Genomic DNA, 18,803 nt, shown 5'->3' with positions numbered 1-18,803 from the left:
GTCAGAAATAAAAAAGCTCCTCCGTGAAAACAGAGGAGCTTTTGATATTTACCGCATTACATTATTTCGCGGCTTCGAGATAGGATGAAACACTGACAGAGTGCATAAAGCCTGTTTGCTGATCTGCTGCTGATAGTTCGCTATGCGTTGCGGCAAACGTACTCATCGCTTCAACCAGTTGCTGCACCTGGGCTGCATCAATTTCATAGCCATCATGCGTATGAATGATTTTATTTTGGCTGTCAGCATTGGAATACCAGTTCATCACTTCAACGGAATCCTGAGATCCTGATTCGGTAATAAGCAGATTACTGTTACTTTTCGAGAACCACAGGTCGGTGAGATTGAGATCGCTGAATTCAATAATATCTTTGCCCTCAAGCTTACCTGCGGAATCAGTGACCCTGTCATTACCGTGTCCGTTAGCAAACAGATAGGTATCCTGCCCCGCTCCGCCATAGAGTGAATCATTGCCCACGCCGCCGTTCAGAACGTCATTTCCGCCCCCTCCCTGCAGCGTGTCGTTACCGTCTGCGCCGTACATAAGGTCAGATGCATACCAGCCCGTAGCATTGTTGCCAACGTCCGTTCCGTTGTAGGTCATCCCCGACTTCGCCAGGTCTGACTCCGTCAGCGTCGCATCGTCGAAGACAAAGCTGAACTGGCGATAAATCCCTCCGGGTTGATCAGTACCGGCAAAGTAGTTGTTGACCGTCACGCTGTCATCGCTTCCGTAGGCCTGTATGATAAGGTTGTTACCCTCGCGACTGAAACGGGCTGCGCCCGATGCCGCACCAGTGAAGCGTAAAATATCACCATTTTCACCGCTACCCGCTGTGTCATACACATGGTCTTTACCGTGCCCGGCAGTAAACTGGTAGGTGTCCTCACCGCTGTTGCCATTAAGTGAGTCATTGCCCGCACCGCCGTTCAGAACGTCATTTCCGCCCCCTCCCTGCAGCGAGTCGTTACCGCCTGCGCCGTACATAAAATCAGGTGCATACCAGCCCGAGGCATTGTTACCAACGTCCGTTCCGTTGTACGTCATCCCCGACCTCGCCAGATCCGCCTCCGTCAGCGTCGCATCGTCGAAGACAAAGCTGAACTGGCGGTAAATCCCTCCGGGTTGATCAGTACCGCCAAAGTAGTTGCTGACCGTCACGCTGTCATCGCTTCCGTAGGCCTGTATGATAAGGTTGTTACCCTCGCGACTGAAACGGGCTGCGCCCGATGCCGCACCAGTGAAGCGTAAAATATCACCATTTTCACCGCTACCCGCTGTGTCATACACATGGTCTTTACCGTGCCCGGCAGTAAACTGGTAGGTGTCCTCACCGCTGTTGCCATTAAGTGAGTCATTGCCCGCACCGCCGTTCAGAACGTCATTTCCGCCCCCTCCCTGCAGCGAGTCGTTACCGCCTGCGCCGTACATAAAATCAGGTGCATACCAGCCCGAGGCATTGTTACCAACGTCCGTTCCGTTGTACGTCATCCCCGACCTCGCCAGATCCGCCTCCGTCAGCGTCGCATCGTCGAAGACAAAGCTGAACTGGCGGTAAATCCCTCCGGGTTGATCAGTACCGCCAAAGTAGTTGCTGACCGTCACGCTGTCATCGCTTCCGTAGGCCTGTATGATAAGGTTGTTACCCTCGCGACTGAAACGGGCTGCGCCCGATGCCGCACCAGTGAAGCGTAAAATATCACCATTTTCACCGCTACCCGCTGTGTCATACACATGGTCTTTACCGTGCCCGGCAGTAAACTGGTAGGTGTCCTCACCGCTGTTGCCATTAAGTGAGTCATTGCCCGCACCGCCGTTCAGAACGTCATTTCCGCCCCCTCCCTGCAGCGAGTCGTTACCGCCTGCGCCGTACATAAAATCAGGTGCATACCAGCCCGAGGCATTGTTACCAACGTCCGTTCCGTTGTACGTCATCCCCGACCTCGCCAGATCCGCCTCCGTCAGCGTCGCATCGTCGAAGACAAAGCTGAACTGGCGGTAAATCCCTCCGGGTTGATCAGTACCGGAAAAGTAGTTGCTGACCGTCACGCTGTCATCGCTTCCGTAGGCCTGTATGATAAGGTTGTTACCTTCGCGACTGAAACGGGCTGCGCCCGATGCCGCACCAGTGAAGCGTAAAATATCACCATTTTCACCGCTGCCCGCAGAGTCATACACATAGTCTTTACCGTGGCCGGCAGTAAACTGGTAGGTGTCCTCACCGCTGTTACCGTAAAGGGAGTCATTGCCTGCACCGCCGTGCAGAACGTCATTTCCTGAGCCTCCACGTAGCGAATCGTTACCCAATCCGCCATACATGAGGTCTACACCGTACCAGCCCAACGCATTGTCATTACCCTCTGTATCCCAGGTTGTGACGCCCGATAGCAGGTCCGGTTCCGTCAGCGTCTTATCATCAAACACAAAGCTGAACTGGCGGAACACCGTCCCGGGTGTTTCAGGATTATTGAAAAAATTGATCACTGTTACGTTGTCATCTGTTCCATAGGCATGAACGATCAGATCGTTTCCCTTGCGGCTGAAAAGGGCATTTTGGCTATTCGCCCCCGTAAACCGCAAAGTATCATTTCCGATGTCGGTCGAAGGAGCATCACTGACCACATCCTGACCGTGTCCGACGGCAAAGATAAAAGTATCCAGCCCCTCGTTACCGCTAAGACGGTCATTGCCTGATCCCCCCTCAAGAATATCGACTCCAGCTCCGCCACTGAGCGTATCATCACCGACTCCGCCGTGCAGAACGTCATTTCCTGAGCCTCCACGTAGCGAATCGTTACCCAATCCGCCATACATGAGGTCTACACCGTACCAGCCCAACGCATTGTCATTACCCTCTGTATCCCAGGTTGTGACGCCCGATAGCAGATCCGGTTCCGTCAGCGTCTTATCATCAAACACAAAGCTGAACTGGCGGAACACCGTCCCGGGTGTTTCAGGATTATTGAAAAAATTGATCACTGTTACGTTGTCATCTGTTCCATAGGCATGAACGATCAGATCGTTTCCCTTGCGGCTGAAAAGGGCATTTTGGCTATTCGCCCCCATAAACCGCAAAGCATCATTTCCGAGGTCGGTCGAAGGAGCATCACTGACCACATCCTGACCGTGTCCGACGGCAAAGATAAAAGTATCCAGCCCCTCGTTACCGCTAAGACGGTCATTGCCTGAGCCCCCCTCAAGAATATCGACTCCAGCTCCGCCACTGAGCGTATCATCACCGGCTCCGCCGTGCAGAACGTCATTTCCTGAGCCTCCACGTAGCGAATCGTTACCCAATCCGCCATACATGAGGTCTACACCGTACCAGCCCAACGCATTGTCATTACCCTCTGTATCCCAGGTTGTGACGCCCGATAGCAGATCCGGTTCCGTCAGCGTCTTATCATCAAACACAAAGCTGAACTGGCGGAACATCGTCCCGGGTGTTTCAGGATTATTGAAAAAATTGATCACTGTTACGTTGTCATCTGTTCCATAGGCATGAACGATCAGATCGTTTCCCTTGCGGCTGAAAAGGGCATTTTGGCTATTCGCCCCCATAAACCGCAAAGCATCATTTCCGATGTCGGTCGAAGGAGCATCACTGACCACATCCTGACCGTGTCCGACGGCAAAGATAAAAGTATCCAGCCCCTCGTTACCGCTAAGACGGTCATTGCCTGCCCCCCCCTCAAGAATATCGACTCCAGCTCCGCCACCGAGCGTATCATCACCGGCTCCGCCGTTCAGAACGTCATTTCCTGAGCCTCCACGTAGCGAATCGTTACCCAATCCGCCATACATGAGGTCTACACCGTACCAGCCCAACGCATTGTCATTACCCTCTGTATCCCAGGTTGTGACGCCCGATAGCAGATCCGGTTCCGTCAGCGTCTTATCATCAAACACAAAGCTGAACTGGCGGAACACCGTCCCGGGTGTTTCAGGATTATTGAAAAAATTGATCACTGTTACGTTGTCATCTGTTCCATAGGCATGAACGATCAGATCGTTTCCCTTGCGGCTGAAAAGGGCATTTTGGCTATTCGCCCCCGTAAACCGCAAAGCATCATTTCCGATGTCGGTCGAAGGAGCATCACTGACCACATCCTGACCGTGTCCGACGGCAAAGATAAAAGTATCCAGCCCCTCGTTACCGCTAAGACGGTCATTGCCTGCCCCCCCCTCAAGAATATCGACTCCAGCTCCGCCACCGAGCGTATCATCACCGGCTCCGCCGTTCAGAACGTCATTTCCTGAGCCTCCACGTAGCGAATCGTTACCCAAACCGCCATACATGAGGTCTACACCGTACCAGCCCGACTCATTATCATTATTTGCGGTTCCCCATGACGTGACCCCTGACAGGAGGTCTGTCTCCGTCAGAGTTCTATCGTCAAAGACAAAGCTGTACTGACGGAAAATCTCTCCCGAACTTTCGCCATTTATAAAGAAGTTAGTGACGCTCACCCGGTCGTCCGCGCCGTAGGCCTGTATGATCAAACTGTTACCCTCGCGGCTAAACCGCGCCGAGCCCGAACTGGCTCCATTGAACCGTAAAACGTCATTACCGATGTCTGACGAACGGCTATCAGTGATAACATCCTCACCGTGGCCGGCGGCGAAGATAAAGCTGTCCAGTCCTTCTCCGCCGTAAAGATAATCATTGCCAGCCCCGCCTTCCAGCACGTCGGCACCAGCGCCGCCGTTGAGGTTGTCGTTACCAGTATCGCCTTTAAGAACGTCATCTCCCAAACCTCCGCTGAGCCAGTCGTTACCGTCACCGCCGCGAAGATGATCATCTTCTTTTCCACCCGTAAACGAATCATTACCCGTGGTACCGTTATAGGTTATCCCGGTCGCCGTCACAGCGAGCGCGATATTTTCTTTCCCAGGGGAATAATCTGTTGATGTTTCCGCGCTGAATTGACTACCTTCAGCAATGACCAGGTCTGATTTTGTTTTTTCTTCACTCATTATATAACTCCATTTATATATATTTAAAAAAACCATTAATACTCATGCTAATTTGTTTGATGAATCAATCGAAAGATTTAAAAAATAAACATTGATAATTCACCATCATCATTAATGCACTAATTAAAAATAAAAACGAGATGAATTTATCGAAGATAATATGAATTACGCCAGTTACATTCAAAAACAATAACTCCGTCATGTTTTATACATTATCAACACCTCAAGTTCCCGGCAAAAAAAATCCCTGATCATTTCATCAGGGATTATTAATACTTTTTATTAAGGAAGTTATTTTAAATTTTCAGTTTCACATAATCGATCGTCCGGCTGATGATTCCGCCCTCGGCGACATTTTCTAATTTGAAAGCGAAGTAAAACGGACTTTTCTTCCAAAGTGTTCTGAATAAATATCCTGAGATGTCAGAAATAAAAAAGCTCCTCCGTGAAAACAGAGGAGCTTTTGATATTTACCGCACTACATTATTTCGCGGCTTCCAGATAGGATGAAACACTGACAGAGTGCATAAAGTCTGTTTGCTGATCTGCTGCTGATAGTTCGCTATGCGTTGCGGCAAACGTACTCATCGCTTCAACCAGCTGCTGCACCTGGGCTGCATCAATTTCATAGCCATCATGCGTATGAATGACTTTATTTTGGCTGTCAGCACTGGAATACCAGTTCATCACTTCAACGGAATCCTGAGATCCTGATTCGGTAATAAGCAGATTACTGTTACTTTTCGAGAACCACAGGTCGGTGAGATTGAGATCGCTGAATTCAATAATATCTTTGCCTTCAAGCATACCTGCGAAATCAGTGACCGAGTCATTACCGTGTCCGTTAGCAAACAGATAGGTATCCTGCCCCGCTCCGCCATAGAGTGAGTCATTACCCACGCCGCCGTTCAGAACGTCATCTCCGGACCCACCACTCAGCGAATCGTCACCGCCGCCACCGTTCATCAGGTCGACGCCGTACCAGCCGTGTGCGTTATCATTTCCGTCTGTCCCTGAGAAGGTGATCCGTGCCGTCGCCAGATCTGACTCCGTCAGCGTGATGTCGTCAAACTCAAAACTGTAGTGACGAGTAGCGCTGTTTTTTAATTCGCCGTCAATGAAGTAATTTTCTACCGTTACGCGGTCTGCGGTGCCGTACGCATGAATGACCAGATTGTTTCCCTCACGGCTAAACCCACCCATGTCAGCCTTCGCCCCCGTAAAACGCAACGTATCATTACCGGCTTCGCTGGAAAAGTTATTGGTTATCAGATCCTGACCGTGGCCAACTTCGAACATGAAAGTATCCAGCCCAATGCTGCCACTGAGATAATCATTTCCGGCACCTCCGTCGATAACATCAGCACCCGCCCCGCCGGCCAGCGAGTCATCACCGGCACCGCCGCTGAGAAAGTCGTCACCGGATCCGCCGTAAAAAGAATCTTCACCCACACCGCCGTTCAGCACATCTCGCCCGTACCATCCGTCGATCCGGTCATCCCCCGCTGTAGCGTAGAAAGGGATCCCGGCCGTCGCCAGATCGGACTCCGTCAGCGTGATGTCATCAAACTCAAAACTGTAGTGACGAGTAACGCCGTTTTTGATTTCGCCGTCAATGAAGTAATTTTCTACCGTTACGCGGTCTGCGGTGCCGTACGCATGAATGACCAGATTGTTTCCCTCACGGCTGAACCCGCCCACGTCCGCCTTCGCCCCCGTAAAACGCAACGTATCATTACCGGCTTCACTGGAAAAATTATCGGTTATCAGATCCTGACCGTGGCCAACTTTGAACACGAAAGTATCCAGTCCGGTTCTGCCACTGAGATAATCATTTCCGGCACCTCCGTCGATAACATCAGCACCCGCCCCGCCGGCCAGCGAGTCATCACCGGCACCGCCGCTGAGAAAGTCGTCACCGGATCCGCCGTAAAAAGAATCTTCACCCACACCGCCGTTCAGCACATCTCGCCCGTACCATCCGTCGATCCGGTCATCCCCCGCTGTAGCGTAGAAAGGGATCCCGGCCGTCGCCAGATCGGACTCCGTCAGCGTGATGTCGTCAAACTCAAAACTGTAGTGACGAGTACCGCTGGTTTCTGATTCGCCGTCAATGAAGTAATTGTTTATCGTTACGCGGTCTGCGGTGCCATACGCATGAATGACCAGATTGTTTCCCTCACGGCTGAACCCGCCCACGTCCGCCTTCGCCCCCGTAAAACGCAACGTATCATTACCGGCTTCACTGGAAAAATTATCGGTTATCAGATCCTGGCCGTGGCCAACTTTGAACACGAAAGTATCCAGCCCGGTGCTGCCACTGAGATAATCATTTCCGGCACCTCCGTCGATAACATCAGCACCCGCCCCGCCGACGAGCGAGTCATCTCCGGCTCCGCCGCTGAGAAAGTCGTCACCGGATCCGCCGTAAAAAAAATCATTACCCACACCGCCGTTCAGCACATCTCGCCCGTACCATCCGTCAATCCGGTCATCCCCCGCTGTAGCGTAGAAAGGGATCCCGGCCGTCGCCAGATCGGACTCCGTCAGCGTGATGTCGTCAAACTCAAAACTGTAGTTACGAAAACCGCTGGTTTTGGATTCGCCACTCAGGAAGTAATTTTCTATCGTTACGCTGTCTGCGGTGCCGTACGCATGAATGACCAGATTGTTTCCCTCACGGCTGAACCCGCCCACGTCCGCCTTCGCCCCCGTAAAACGCAACGTATCATTACCGGCTTCGCTGGATGAGTTATCGCTAATCACGTCCTGACCGTGGCCAACGGCGAACATGAAAGTATCCAGCCCGGTGCTGCCACTGAGATAATCATTTCCGGCACCTCCGTCGATAACATCAGCACCCGCCCCGCCGGTCAGCGAGTCATCACCGGCACCGCCGCTGATATAGTCGTCACCGGATCCGCCGTATAGATAATCCTCACCCGCACCGCCGTTCAGCACATCTCGTCCGTACCATCCGTCGATCCGGTCATCCCCCGCTGTAGCGTAGAAAGGGATCCCGGCCGTTGCCAAATCTGACTCCGTCAGCGTGATGTCGTCAAACTCAAAACTGTAGTGACGAAAACCGCTGGTTTTGGATTCGCCACTCAAGAAGTAATTTTCTATCGTTACGCGGTCTGCGGTGCCGTACGCATGAATGACCAGATTGTTTCCCTCACGGCTAAATCCGCCCACGTCCGCCTTCGCCCCCGTAAAACGCAACGTATCATTACCGGCTTCGCTGGATGAGTTATCGCGTATCAGATCCTGACCGTGGCCAACGGCGAACATGAAAGTATCCAGCCCGGTGCTGCCACTGAGATAATCATTTCCGGCACCTCCGTCGATAACATCAGCACCCGCCCCGCCGGTCAGCGAGTCATCACCGTCACCGCCGCGAAGATGATCATCTTCTGTGCCGCCCGTAAACGAATCATTACCCGTGGTACCGTTGTAGGTTATCCCGGCTGCCGTCACAGCGAGCGCGATATTTTCTTTCCCAGGGGAATAATCTGTTGATGTTTCCGCGCTGAATTGACTAACTTCAGGAATTACCAGGTCTGATTTTGTTTTTTCTTCACTCATTATATAACTCCATTTATATATATTTAAAAAAACCATTAATACTCATGCTAATTTGTTTGATGAATCAATCGAAAAATTTAAAAAATAAACATTGATAATTCACCACCATCATTAATGCATTAATTAAAAATAAAAACGAGATGAATTTATAGAAAATAATATGAATTGCGCCAATTACATTTAAAAACAATAACTCCGTCATATTTTATAAATTATCAATACTTCAAATTTATGGCAAAAAAAAATCCCCGGTCATTTCACCAGGGATTATTAATACTTATTATTAAGAAAGTTATTTTAAATTTTCAGTTTCACATAATCGATCGCCCGGCTGATGATTCCGCCCTCGGCGACATCTTCTAATGCCACCAGCGGCACGGTTTTAATCACTTTGCCGTTATCCACGATATTGATATTGCCCAGCTCCTGGCCTTTTTTCAGCGGTGCTTCAACCTGTGGATTGGTCAGAACGTACTGTGCTTTCAGTTTATCGGCATCCGCCTGCGGTACGCTGATGAATACATCGCTAAGCGAACCGACTTTCACCTGGGAATTCGCACCGTACCAGACATGTTCATCAGAGACAGTCTGACCCGCTTTGAAAATCTGCTTGCTGGTGTATTCGCGGAAGCCCCAAGTCAGCAGTTTACGTGCCTGCTCTTCACGCCCTTTTGAACTTTTCCCGCCCATGACGACGGCAATCAGACGACGGTCACCCTGCGTTGCCGAAGCGATAATGTTAAAACCGGCGCTTTCGGTATGACCGGTTTTCAGGCCGTCTACCTGCAGGTTTTTATCCCACAACAGGCCGTTACGGTTTTGCTGAGTGATGTTGTCATAAGTCAGCGATTTCTCGGCATACATCTGATATTCCTCAGGCTCGCCGCCAATGATGGCACGGGAAAGCTTGGCGAGATCGTATGACGTCGTGAACTGCCCCGGCGCGTCCAGACCGTGCACGGTTTCGAAATGGGTGTTGGTCAGGCCCAGGCTGACGACATATTTGTTCATCATGCCGACAAAACTGTCCTGGCTGCCTGCCACATAGTCAGCCATCGCCACGCAGGCATCGTTACCGGAGGTAATGATGATGCCGCGGATCAAATCACGCACGGAAACACGGTCGCCCGGTTTGAGGAACATCAGGGAAGAACCATCGAGACTTTTATTACCCGCCACCCAGGCTTCCTGAGGCACGGTCACCACGTCATTCATGGTGATTTTTTTCTGATCCAAAGCACGGTCAATCACGTAGCCGGTCATCAGTTTGGTCAGGCTGGCCGGGTTACGGCGATCGTCCGGATTCCCTGCCGCCAGCACATCACCGCTGGCGTAATCCATCAGGACAAACGAGGCGGCATCAATGCTCGGTGGCACAACCGGGAAATCGAGTGGCGCGACAGCGTGGGCGCTGCCCGCAGAGAACATCAACACACAAGACAAAACACTTATTACACTACGTTTCACTGAGTCTTCCTTAAACGTGCCGTATTGACCGGCGCATAAAAATGCACAGGCAATATACAAAAAAATCATAGATTGAGATCTGCGGCATAGGGTGCCTTAAATCGGCGTACAGAAAAACCCTTAGTCTTTTGCTAAGCATTTCATAATGAAACGGTTCAGTTACAAGTTGGACGCTTTTTCAGCAAAACAGTCAGTTGCCCGCGCAATCAATTTTGATTATCACAACCTGCTGTTTTTTAACCTGATGAAACTGACTTTAAGCCCCCGTCAGAACTGGGAAATGTGGATTTCGCGCCGAACTTTTTGCGCCATAGAGGTTATCTATCACACCATCACGGCATTCGATTAGACGTATTCCCCTCGCCCTCCTAAACTTGTGACATAAAATTAACAATCCGATTAACATTTTGCCGATCCGATTGTTTCCAGACCAGAATAAAAACCACCTGCGAAGCATAATTATGAAATTCAAAACTGAGATCAAACCCTACCACGGCGCGGCCGGTGGCTGGGGTGCATTAGAATCCACCACCCGTTTCGTCTTCGACAGTAAAAAAGTCCTCTCAAACTTACGTAACCTGATGCGTGTTAACAAAGGTCGCGGTTTTGACTGTCCGGGCTGCGCCTGGGGCGATGATAATCACAGTACGTTCAGCTTCTGCGAAAACGGGGCGAAAGCCGTCAGCTGGGAAGCCACCCGTAAAGCCGTCGAACCGGAGTTTTTCGCCCAGCACAGCGTGAGCAAACTGCGTGAGCAGAGCGATTATTTCCTGGAATATCAGGGACGTCTGACCCACCCGATGCGCTACAACCGCACCACCGACCATTACGAACCGATCAGCTGGGATGCTGCCTTTTCGCTGATCGCCAGCCATCTGAAAGGTCTGGAAAGCCCGGACCAGGCCGATTTTTATACCTCCGGACGCGCCAGCAACGAAGCTTCATATCTGTATCAGGTGTTTGGCCGCATGTTCGGCACCAACAACTTCCCTGACTGTTCCAACATGTGCCATGAAGCCAGCGGCGTTGGCCTGAAACAGAGCATCGGCGTCGGCAAAGGCACGGTCCGTCTGGACGACTTTGAAAAAGCCGATGCCATTTTCGTCTTCGGGCAGAATCCGGGAACCAACCACCCGCGTATGCTGCACAGCCTGCGTCACGCAGCCGATCGCGGCGCGAAAGTGGTCAGCTTTAACACCCTGCGCGAACGTGGTCTGGAGCGTTTTGCCGATCCACAAAAACCGCTGGAAGTGGTCACACCGAAAGCCGGTCGCATCAGCTCCGCCTATTACCAGCCAAATCTGGGTGGCGATATGGCGGCCGTACGCGGCATCGTCAAAGCGCTGTTACAAACTCACCGCGAGCGCATTGCCTCCGGCCAGCCGTCCCTGTTCGATGACGCGTTTATTGCGCAAAACAGCGCTGGCGTGGACGAGTATCTGGCAATAGTGGATGCCACCAGCTGGGAAAAAATCACTGAACAGTCTGGCCTGAGCGAGCAGGATCTGCGCGAAGCCGCGGCTATTTATATGCACGCCGAACGCGTGATCTGTACCTGGGCGATGGGCATTACTCAGCACAAGCATTCCGTGCCGACCGTGCGTGAAATCACCAACCTGCAACTGCTGTTTGGTCAGTTGGGTAAACCGGGCGCGGGGCTTTGTCCGGTGCGTGGCCACAGTAATGTGCAGGGTAACCGCACCATGGGTATCGACGAAAAAGCGCCGAAAGCCCTGCTGGATGCGATGGAAAAACATTACCATTTCACCCCACCGCGGACTCCGGGCCACAACACCGTAGAAGCGCTGGAAGCCATGCTGAGTAAAGAAGCGAAAGTGCTGATCTGCCTTGGCGGGAATCTCGCGGCGGCGGCACCGGATACGCCACGTACCCTCCAGGCGCTGAGCAATCTTGAACTGTCGGTGCAGATCAGTACCAAACTGAATCGCAGCCACCTGACGCCGGGCCACGAAGCGCTGATCCTGCCAACCCTGGGACGTACCGAGCTGGACATGCAGGCCACCGGTTCGCAGTTCATCACCGTCGAAGACTCTTTCAGCATGGTGCATGCGTCCGAAGGCGTGGGTATTCCGTTATCCAAAGAACAGCGTTCCGAAACGGCCATTGTCTGCGGTATCGCCGATGCGGTTCTCGGCGACAAATACCTCGACTGGATGGCGCTGGCGGATGATTACAATCTGATCCGCGATCACATCGAAGCGACCATTCCTGGCTTTAAAGACTTTAATGCGCGCTGCGACATTAAAGGCGGGTTCTATCTGGGCAATGCGGCGGCAGAACTGAATTTCAACACCCTGAGCGGCAAGGCGAATTTCAGCGCCGCGCCGTTGCCTGATGTGCTGATCCCGATGGGCGATCGCAATGCGCCGTTTACGCTGCAGACCCTTCGTTCCCATGACCAGTACAACACCACGATTTACGGCCTTGATGACCGTTACCGTGGCGTCTATGGCCAGCGTGAAGTGCTGTTTATTCACCCGCAGGATCTGGCCGATTTAGGGCTGAAAGACGGTGAACTGGTGGAAATCGAAACGCTGTGGAACGATGGCGTTGAGCGCAAAGTCAGCGGTTTCAAACTGGTGAGCTACGACATTCCGCGCGGCAATCTGGCGGCCTATTATCCGGAAACCAACCCGCTGGTGCCGATGTCGAGTTTTGGCGATCAGACCCACACCCCGACCTCAAAAGCGGTGCCGGTGACAATCCGTCGCTGTGAACAAACAGTCGATCTGCAACGTATCGCCTGATCCCTTTTGCGGGGTGTGCCGTAAATCCTCCCTTTCGCGTCGGCGTTATGAGGCGAAAGGGGGGATAAGAGCTTGCCCGACGGTGCCAGATCGCGTAAAACTGTCTGCCGCTAATCGAGCCACATTAACCCCCAATTCTCTGGACGATATGTTTCAAGATAACCCGCTGCTCGCGCAGCTAAAACAGCAACTTCACTCTCAGACTCCACGTGTCGAAGGCATTGTGAAAGGCACTGAGAAAGGCTTTGGCTTTCTTGAAGTAGACGGCCAAAAAAGCTATTTCATTCCGCCTCCGTACATGAAAAAAGTCATGCACGGTGACCGCGTGATCGCCTCACTGCAAACCGAAAAAGAGCGTGAAGTCGTCCAGCCGGAAACCCTGGTTGAACCTTTCCTCAGCCGTTTTGTGGGTCGTGTGACCAAAAAAGACGACCGTCTTACTATTCTTCCCGATCACCCTTTATTACGTGATTCCATTCAGTGCCGCGTTGCCCGTAACATTAATCATGAAGTGAGCGACGGCGACTGGTGTGTGGCTGAAATGCGCCGCCACCCGCTGAAAGAAGGTGATCACAGCTTCCAGGCTGAAATCACCGAGTGGATCACCACCGGCACTGACGATCTCGCGCCGTGGTGGGTGACACTGGCACGTCATAATCTTGAACGCGAGGCACCAAAATCTGACATCGCCGAATTGCGCGACGAAGGCCTGACCCGCGAAGATCTGACTGCCCTGCCGTTTGTCACCATCGACAGCGGCAGCACGCAGGACATGGATGACGCGCTGTATGTCAAAGACAACGGCGACGGCACCCTGCAAATGACCATCGCGATTGCTGACCCGACAGCTTATGTAGCAGAAGGCAGCGATCTCGACAATATTGCTAAAAAACGCGCATTCACCAACTATCTGCCGGGCTTTAACATCCCGATGCTGCCGCGTGAATTGTCCGACGACATCTGTTCACTGTGGCCGGATGTCAGCCGTCCGGTTCTGGCGTGCTCTGTGACGCTCAGCACCGATGGCACCCTGGGCAGTGACATTCGTTTCTTCGCCGCGACCATCGAGTCCAAAGCCAAGCTGGCTTACGATAACGTGTCTGACTGGCTGGAAACCGAAGAGAAAAGCGAATGGCAGCCGGCCAGTGAGGTGATCGCCTCGCAGATCCGCCTGCTGAAACGCGTCTGTGACGTGCGCAGCGCATGGCGTACTGAGCACGCGCTGGTGTTTAAAGATCGTCCTGATTACCGCTTCGTGCTGGGTGAGAAAGGCAACGTGCTGGAAATCGTCGCCGAGCATCGCCGCATCGCTAACCGCATCGTGGAAGAATCGATGATTGCCGCCAACGTCTGCGCCGCCATCGCCCTGCGCGACAGCCTCGGTTTTGGCGTTTACAACGTGCATACCGGTTTTGATCCGCTGCTGGTTGAGAACGCGGTCACCGTGTTGCAGGCCAATGACGTGCAAGCCAACGCCGAAGAGATGCTGACACTGCCGGGCTTCTGCGCCTTGCGCCGTAAGCTTGATGCCTTGCCAACGCAGTTCCTCGACAGCCGCATTCGTCGTTTCCAGACCTTTGCAGAAATCAGCACCACGCCGGGGCCGCACTTTGGTCTGGGTCTGGAAGCTTACGCCACCTGGACGTCACCCATCCGTAAATACGGCGATATGGTGAACCACCGCTTGCTGAAAGCGATGATCCTGCAACAGTCTGCTGAGAAACCTCAGGATGAGATGACCGTACAGCTGGCAGAACGCCGTCGTGCGAACCGCATGGCAGAGCGTGATGTCGGTGACTGGCTGTACGCCCGTTATCTGGAAGATAAAGTCGGTACTGAGGTGAAGTTCAGCGCTGAAATTATCGATGTGACCCGCGGCGGCCTGCGTATCCGTCTGCAAGATATCGGCGCCGTGGCGTTCATTCCTGCTCCGTTCCTGCACAGCGTGCGCGACGAGCTGGTGTGCAGCGCTGACACCGGCACCGTGCTGATTAAAGGCGAAGTGGCCTACCGCCAGAGTGACATCATTGATGTGACGATTGCGGAAGTGCGCATGGAAAACCGAAATGTGATCGCCCGACCTGCGGCGTAACTTTCGTCAGTACGTTAAAAAGAGAAAAGCCGGTTTTTATACCGGCTTTTTTTTGTCTGCTTTGTCAACGTTCGTCTGAATTTTGCTCATCACTGTTCAGGCTGTGTGAAGCTCAGAAGTGATAAGCCACCGCATTATCCGCCTGCGCCCGGTAAGGCTTTGCCGGGTAATTGATCTCGACGCTGCGGCGGCGGAAATCACTCGGGCTGACCCCCACCCGCTTGCGAAATACCCTTGAGAAGTACAGCTGATCGTCATACCCCACCACGCGCCCGATGGTCGCAATCGACTCCTGCGTCGTCTGCAACAGCAGTTTGGCGCGGATCACCCGCTGATCTTCCCGCCAGCGGAGAATGTTAATCCCCACCTGCTCGCGGAACAAATGCGCCAGCCGAGATGGCGACAGGCAGACATGGCGGGCGACTTCATCAATACGCAGCTCACCAGCCAGATTACCGGTAATAAACTGACAGGCTTCGATAACGCGCGGATCCATGATTTTTTGCGGGCTCTGCGGGTCTTCTTCCATTGCGCGCAGCAGCAGACGTTCGAGCAGGTTCATGCCCAGTTCTTCGCAAAAACGGCGGCCTGATTTTTGCGTCTGTTCGATATTTGCGAACAGCCGGTCGAATTCCAGCAACAGGGTGTTATTCGGCAAAGAGAGGCGCCCGACGTCGCGGGTTTTGGTGTGCCATTCCAGCCAGTCGGCCCAGTAGGCGCGCGGACGGAAATAGACCCAGCGGTGATACCAGGAGTCTGCATTAGCCGAGCGGCTGTAAAGATGGCGCGCTTTCGGCGGGAACAGCAACAGATCGCCGGGGTTGCAATAAAAGGTATCCTCGCCGTCAAAAACTTTCCCCTGGCCTTTTACCGTCAGGTTGAGAATAAAGCCTTTCATGCCGCCGGGGCGGTCAATGGCGAAATCCAGCGGGCCATCAGCAAGGATCGGTGTCATTCCGGCGACCAGATAAGCATTAAAACTGTAACCCGGTAACAGCGGATTTTGCTGCTGATCCTGAATCATGCGGTGATACATCGAACCTCCTGAACATCACGTGGCTATGGATTTTTCATCTATTCTAATCGGCGGTGAAAACGCTGCCAGTAAAGGTTATCAATTTGTGAACAACCACGCGTTTTTACGGCACTTAACCCCTGAAAGCGTTAAATGCCGTGAAAAAAGCGCGGTGAAAGCGTTATCACAAAACCGGTTTACAGTGTCTTTTTCGCTTTCTGCTTGTAGCGGTCGAAGATCACCGCCGCCAGCAAGATCAAGCCACGCACCACGTACTGCGAGAACGGGGAAATGTTCAGCAGGTTCATGGCATTTTCAACCGTACCGAGGATCAGGATCCCGGATACCACGTAGGAAATCTTGCCAATACCGCCCTTCAGTGAAACGCCACCCAGCACACAGGCAGAGATAACGATCAGCTCAAAGCCCAGCGATGTCATTGGCTGGCCGCTGGTCATACGCGACGCCAGAATGATCCCCGCTGCCGCCGACACCAGCCCGGACAACATGAAAATGATGATTTTGGTACGCACCACCGGCACACCGGCCAGACGCGCCGCGTCCTCATTACCGCCAATCGCCAGCGTGTTACGCCCGAAAGTGGTTTTGTTGAGCAGCAGCCCGAAGATAATCAGGCAGCCGACGGTCAGCCAGATCGGTGCAGGCAGCCCGAACCAGTTGGCATAACCGAGGGCGAAGAAACGCTCATCTTCGATACCGACCGCTTTACCGTCGGAAATGATATACGCCAGACCGCGCACAATCTGCATGGTTGCCAGCGTGGTGATCAGGGCATTGATTTTCAGCCGGGCGATCACGAAACCGTTAAGTAAACCGGTCAGCATCCCCAGCACCAGCCCCGCACCGACGCCAATCCACAGGCTTTCGGTGAGGTTAATCACCACCGCCGTGGTGACACCCGCGCAGGCAATGACCGATGCCACGGACAAATCGAAATCACCGGAGGCCAGACAGAACAGCATGCCGCAAGCGACCATCCCGGACATTGAAATCGCCAGCCCCAGACCTTTCATGTTGATGAAAGAACTGAAGTTTGGCACGAAAATGGTACAGGCGATGAACAGCACGGCGAACACCACTAACATGCCGTAACTGTCCCAGATACGCATCAGGCCCTGGCCGCCGCGTGAAGCCGCTGAGGGTTGATCCGGTTTGGCGGAATTGGTTGTCATACTCGACATAATATTTTGCTCCTCGGTCAGGCTGCGTCAGGGGCAGAAGTCAGGTCTGGCGTTCGCAACATCGCGAGCCCCAGCGCTTTTTCTTCGGTGGCTTCGTCATGGGACAGTTCGCCGGAGATGGCGCCTTCGCGCATCACCACAATTCTGTCGGCCAGACCCAGCACTTCCGGTAAGTCACTGGACGCAAACAGCACCGCAATGCCTTGTTTTGCCAGAGAATAAATCACGTTATAAATTTCATGTTTCGCGCCGACGTCAATGCCGCGCGTCGGTTCATCCAGCAAAATCACTTTCATGTCTTCCGATAACCAGCGGCCAAGAATGGCTTTTTGCTGATTACCGCCGGACAAATTCATGATCAGCTGCTGATCGCTCGGGGTTTTAATATTCAGCGCCTCGATATGCTTGCGCGCATTTTTCGCTTCCCAGGCGTTGTTGATCAGGCACCCTGCTTTCACCGTTTTACGGCGGGCACTGATGTTGATGTTGTCGCGCACCGAGTGAACCGGAATGATGCCGTCAGCCTTGCGGTCTTCCGGGCAAAGCATGATGCCCTGACGAATGGCATCCGCCGGTTTACGGATGTTCATCACCGCACCGTCCAGCCTCAGTGTGCCACCGGTTATGCGCGTGCCGCCGAATAATCCTTTCATCAGCTCGCTGCGCCCTGCACCGACCAGCCCGAACAGACCGACAATTTCCCCCTGACGCACCGTCAGGCTGACCGGCGTTCTCACGCCCGGCGCTTTGACTTCATCCAGTTCGAGACGGATTTCGCCATGCGGACGCGGTGCGTAACCGTATATATCATCCAGATTACGGCCCACCATCGCCTGCACCAGTTTGCTGTTATCGACCTGCGTCATGTCGTCGAAGGTACGCACATAGCGGCCATCCTTGAACACCGTGACAGCGTCACTTAACGCGAAGATTTCTTCCATACGGTGGGAGACATACAAAATCACGCGCCCTTCGGCACGCAACTCACGGATAACCCTGAACAATTGTTCGATTTCACGGGCAGAGAGCGAACTGGTCGGCTCGTCAAAGGCAATGATTTTGGCGTTACGCGCCAGGGCTTTGGCGATCTCCACCATCTGCCACTGACCGATGGAGAGATACTTGAGCGGCGTATCCGGGTTGATGTCCAGCCCGAGGTGTTCGAGCTGAATTTTGGCTTCATAGCGCAGCAGTTTACGGTTCACAAAACCGTGTTTGCTCGGCAATTGTCCGAGGTAAATGTTTTCTGCCACCGTCATTTCCGGCACCAGATGTAATTCCTGATAAATAATCGCCACGCCCGCATCAAGTGCGTCAGTGGTTTTATTAAAACTGACCGGCTGGCCTTTAATGTGAATAACGCCCTGCGACGGCTGATAATTACCGCTGAGGATTTTTAACAGCGTCGATTTACCTGCGCCATTTTCGCCCATCAGTGCGTGAATTTGCCCGGCATAACAATTGAAAGAAATTCCGTCCAGCGCTTTCACGCCCGGAAAAGTTTTGCCAATGTCATGGAATTCCAGATACGGCTTGGCCGCATCAAACTCCGTCAGCGACGGTTTCAGCAAAGGCGTCTTGGTTGAAGATTGCTGAGTCATAGTGGCTACCTGGAAATTAAGTGAAGTTGAATGCACGCCACTGCACAGCAGAAAACAGTACGTAACCTTTTATAAATAACTTATAAAAAAAACTG

8 protein-coding genes are annotated in these 18,803 nt (G+C 52.8%); 2 read left to right on the top strand and 6 right to left on the bottom strand.

Annotated features, from left to right (window positions below; genetic code table 11):
• Positions 1-61 precede the first annotated feature (61 nt).
• The 3 genes from ABSH60_RS19780 to ABSH60_RS19770 all read right to left on the bottom strand — a co-directional run bounded on the left by ABSH60_RS19780 (position 62) and on the right by ABSH60_RS19770 (position 10,030).
• Positions 62-4,978 (bottom strand): hypothetical protein, encoded by a 4,917-nt coding sequence (locus ABSH60_RS19780; RefSeq protein WP_390975459.1) that lies wholly within the window; start codon positions 4,976-4,978, stop codon positions 62-64.
• A gap of 483 nt (positions 4,979-5,461) precedes the next feature.
• Positions 5,462-8,563: a hypothetical protein gene (locus ABSH60_RS19775; protein ID WP_390975457.1), complete on the bottom strand. Its 3,102-nt coding sequence runs from the start codon at positions 8,561-8,563 to the stop codon at positions 5,462-5,464.
• A gap of 297 nt (positions 8,564-8,860) precedes the next feature.
• On the bottom strand, positions 8,861-10,030 hold the full coding sequence (locus tag ABSH60_RS19770; RefSeq protein ID WP_056777378.1) for a serine hydrolase: 1,170 nt from the start codon (positions 10,028-10,030) through the stop codon (positions 8,861-8,863).
• A gap of 461 nt (positions 10,031-10,491) precedes the next feature.
• Between ABSH60_RS19770 and ABSH60_RS19765 the strand changes: the two genes are divergently transcribed.
• Both ABSH60_RS19765 and ABSH60_RS19760 read left to right on the top strand, forming a co-directional pair.
• On the top strand, positions 10,492-12,798 hold the full coding sequence (locus ABSH60_RS19765; protein ID WP_390975455.1) for an FdhF/YdeP family oxidoreductase: 2,307 nt from the start codon (positions 10,492-10,494) through the stop codon (positions 12,796-12,798).
• A 148-nt stretch (positions 12,799-12,946) separates the two neighbouring features.
• On the top strand, positions 12,947-14,890 hold the full coding sequence (locus tag ABSH60_RS19760; RefSeq protein ID WP_136375058.1) for an exoribonuclease II: 1,944 nt from the start codon (positions 12,947-12,949) through the stop codon (positions 14,888-14,890).
• Positions 14,891-15,002: 112 nt separating this feature from the next.
• On the opposite strand, the gene araC is transcribed toward ABSH60_RS19760, so the two are convergent.
• The 3 genes from araC to araG all read right to left on the bottom strand — a co-directional run bounded on the left by araC (position 15,003) and on the right by araG (position 18,708).
• Positions 15,003-15,926, bottom strand: a complete 924-nt coding sequence (gene araC / locus ABSH60_RS19755) for an arabinose operon transcriptional regulator AraC (RefSeq protein ID WP_056777252.1) — start codon at positions 15,924-15,926, stop codon at positions 15,003-15,005.
• A gap of 176 nt (positions 15,927-16,102) precedes the next feature.
• Positions 16,103-17,107 carry an L-arabinose ABC transporter permease AraH gene (gene araH, locus ABSH60_RS19750; RefSeq protein WP_056777255.1) on the bottom strand — a complete coding sequence of 335 codons (1,005 nt, stop codon included), beginning with the start codon at positions 17,105-17,107 and terminating at the stop codon, positions 16,103-16,105.
• A gap of 17 nt (positions 17,108-17,124) precedes the next feature.
• Complete coding sequence (araG, locus tag ABSH60_RS19745) at positions 17,125-18,708, bottom strand: L-arabinose ABC transporter ATP-binding protein AraG (protein WP_122095368.1); 1,584 nt, start codon at positions 18,706-18,708, stop codon at positions 17,125-17,127.
• Positions 18,709-18,803 lie beyond the last annotated feature (95 nt).

This window comes from Rahnella sp. R3(2024) (assembly GCF_042920125.1).
GTDB classification, from domain to species: domain Bacteria; phylum Pseudomonadota; class Gammaproteobacteria; order Enterobacterales; family Enterobacteriaceae; genus Rahnella; species Rahnella rivi.
The sequence above is the reverse complement of the archived record's forward strand: the minus strand, read 5'-3'. Positions and strand labels throughout refer to the sequence as shown.

Bases quoted from the DNA above. Each gene is read 5' to 3' on its own strand.
- ABSH60_RS19780 (WP_390975459.1), bottom strand. From the start codon at position 4,978: ATGAGTGAAGAAAAAACAAAATCAGACCTGGTCATTGCTGAAGGTAGT.
- ABSH60_RS19775 (WP_390975457.1), bottom strand. From the start codon at position 8,563: ATGAGTGAAGAAAAAACAAAATCAGACCTGGTAATTCCTGAAGTTAGT.
- ABSH60_RS19765 (WP_390975455.1), top strand. From the start codon at position 10,492: ATGAAATTCAAAACTGAGATCAAACCCTACCACGGCGCGGCCGGTGGC.
- ABSH60_RS19760 (WP_136375058.1), top strand. From the start codon at position 12,947: ATGTTTCAAGATAACCCGCTGCTCGCGCAGCTAAAACAGCAACTTCAC.
- araC (WP_056777252.1), bottom strand. From the start codon at position 15,926: ATGTATCACCGCATGATTCAGGATCAGCAGCAAAATCCGCTGTTACCG.
- araH (WP_056777255.1), bottom strand. From the start codon at position 17,107: ATGTCGAGTATGACAACCAATTCCGCCAAACCGGATCAACCCTCAGCG.
- araG (WP_122095368.1), bottom strand. From the start codon at position 18,708: ATGACTCAGCAATCTTCAACCAAGACGCCTTTGCTGAAACCGTCGCTG.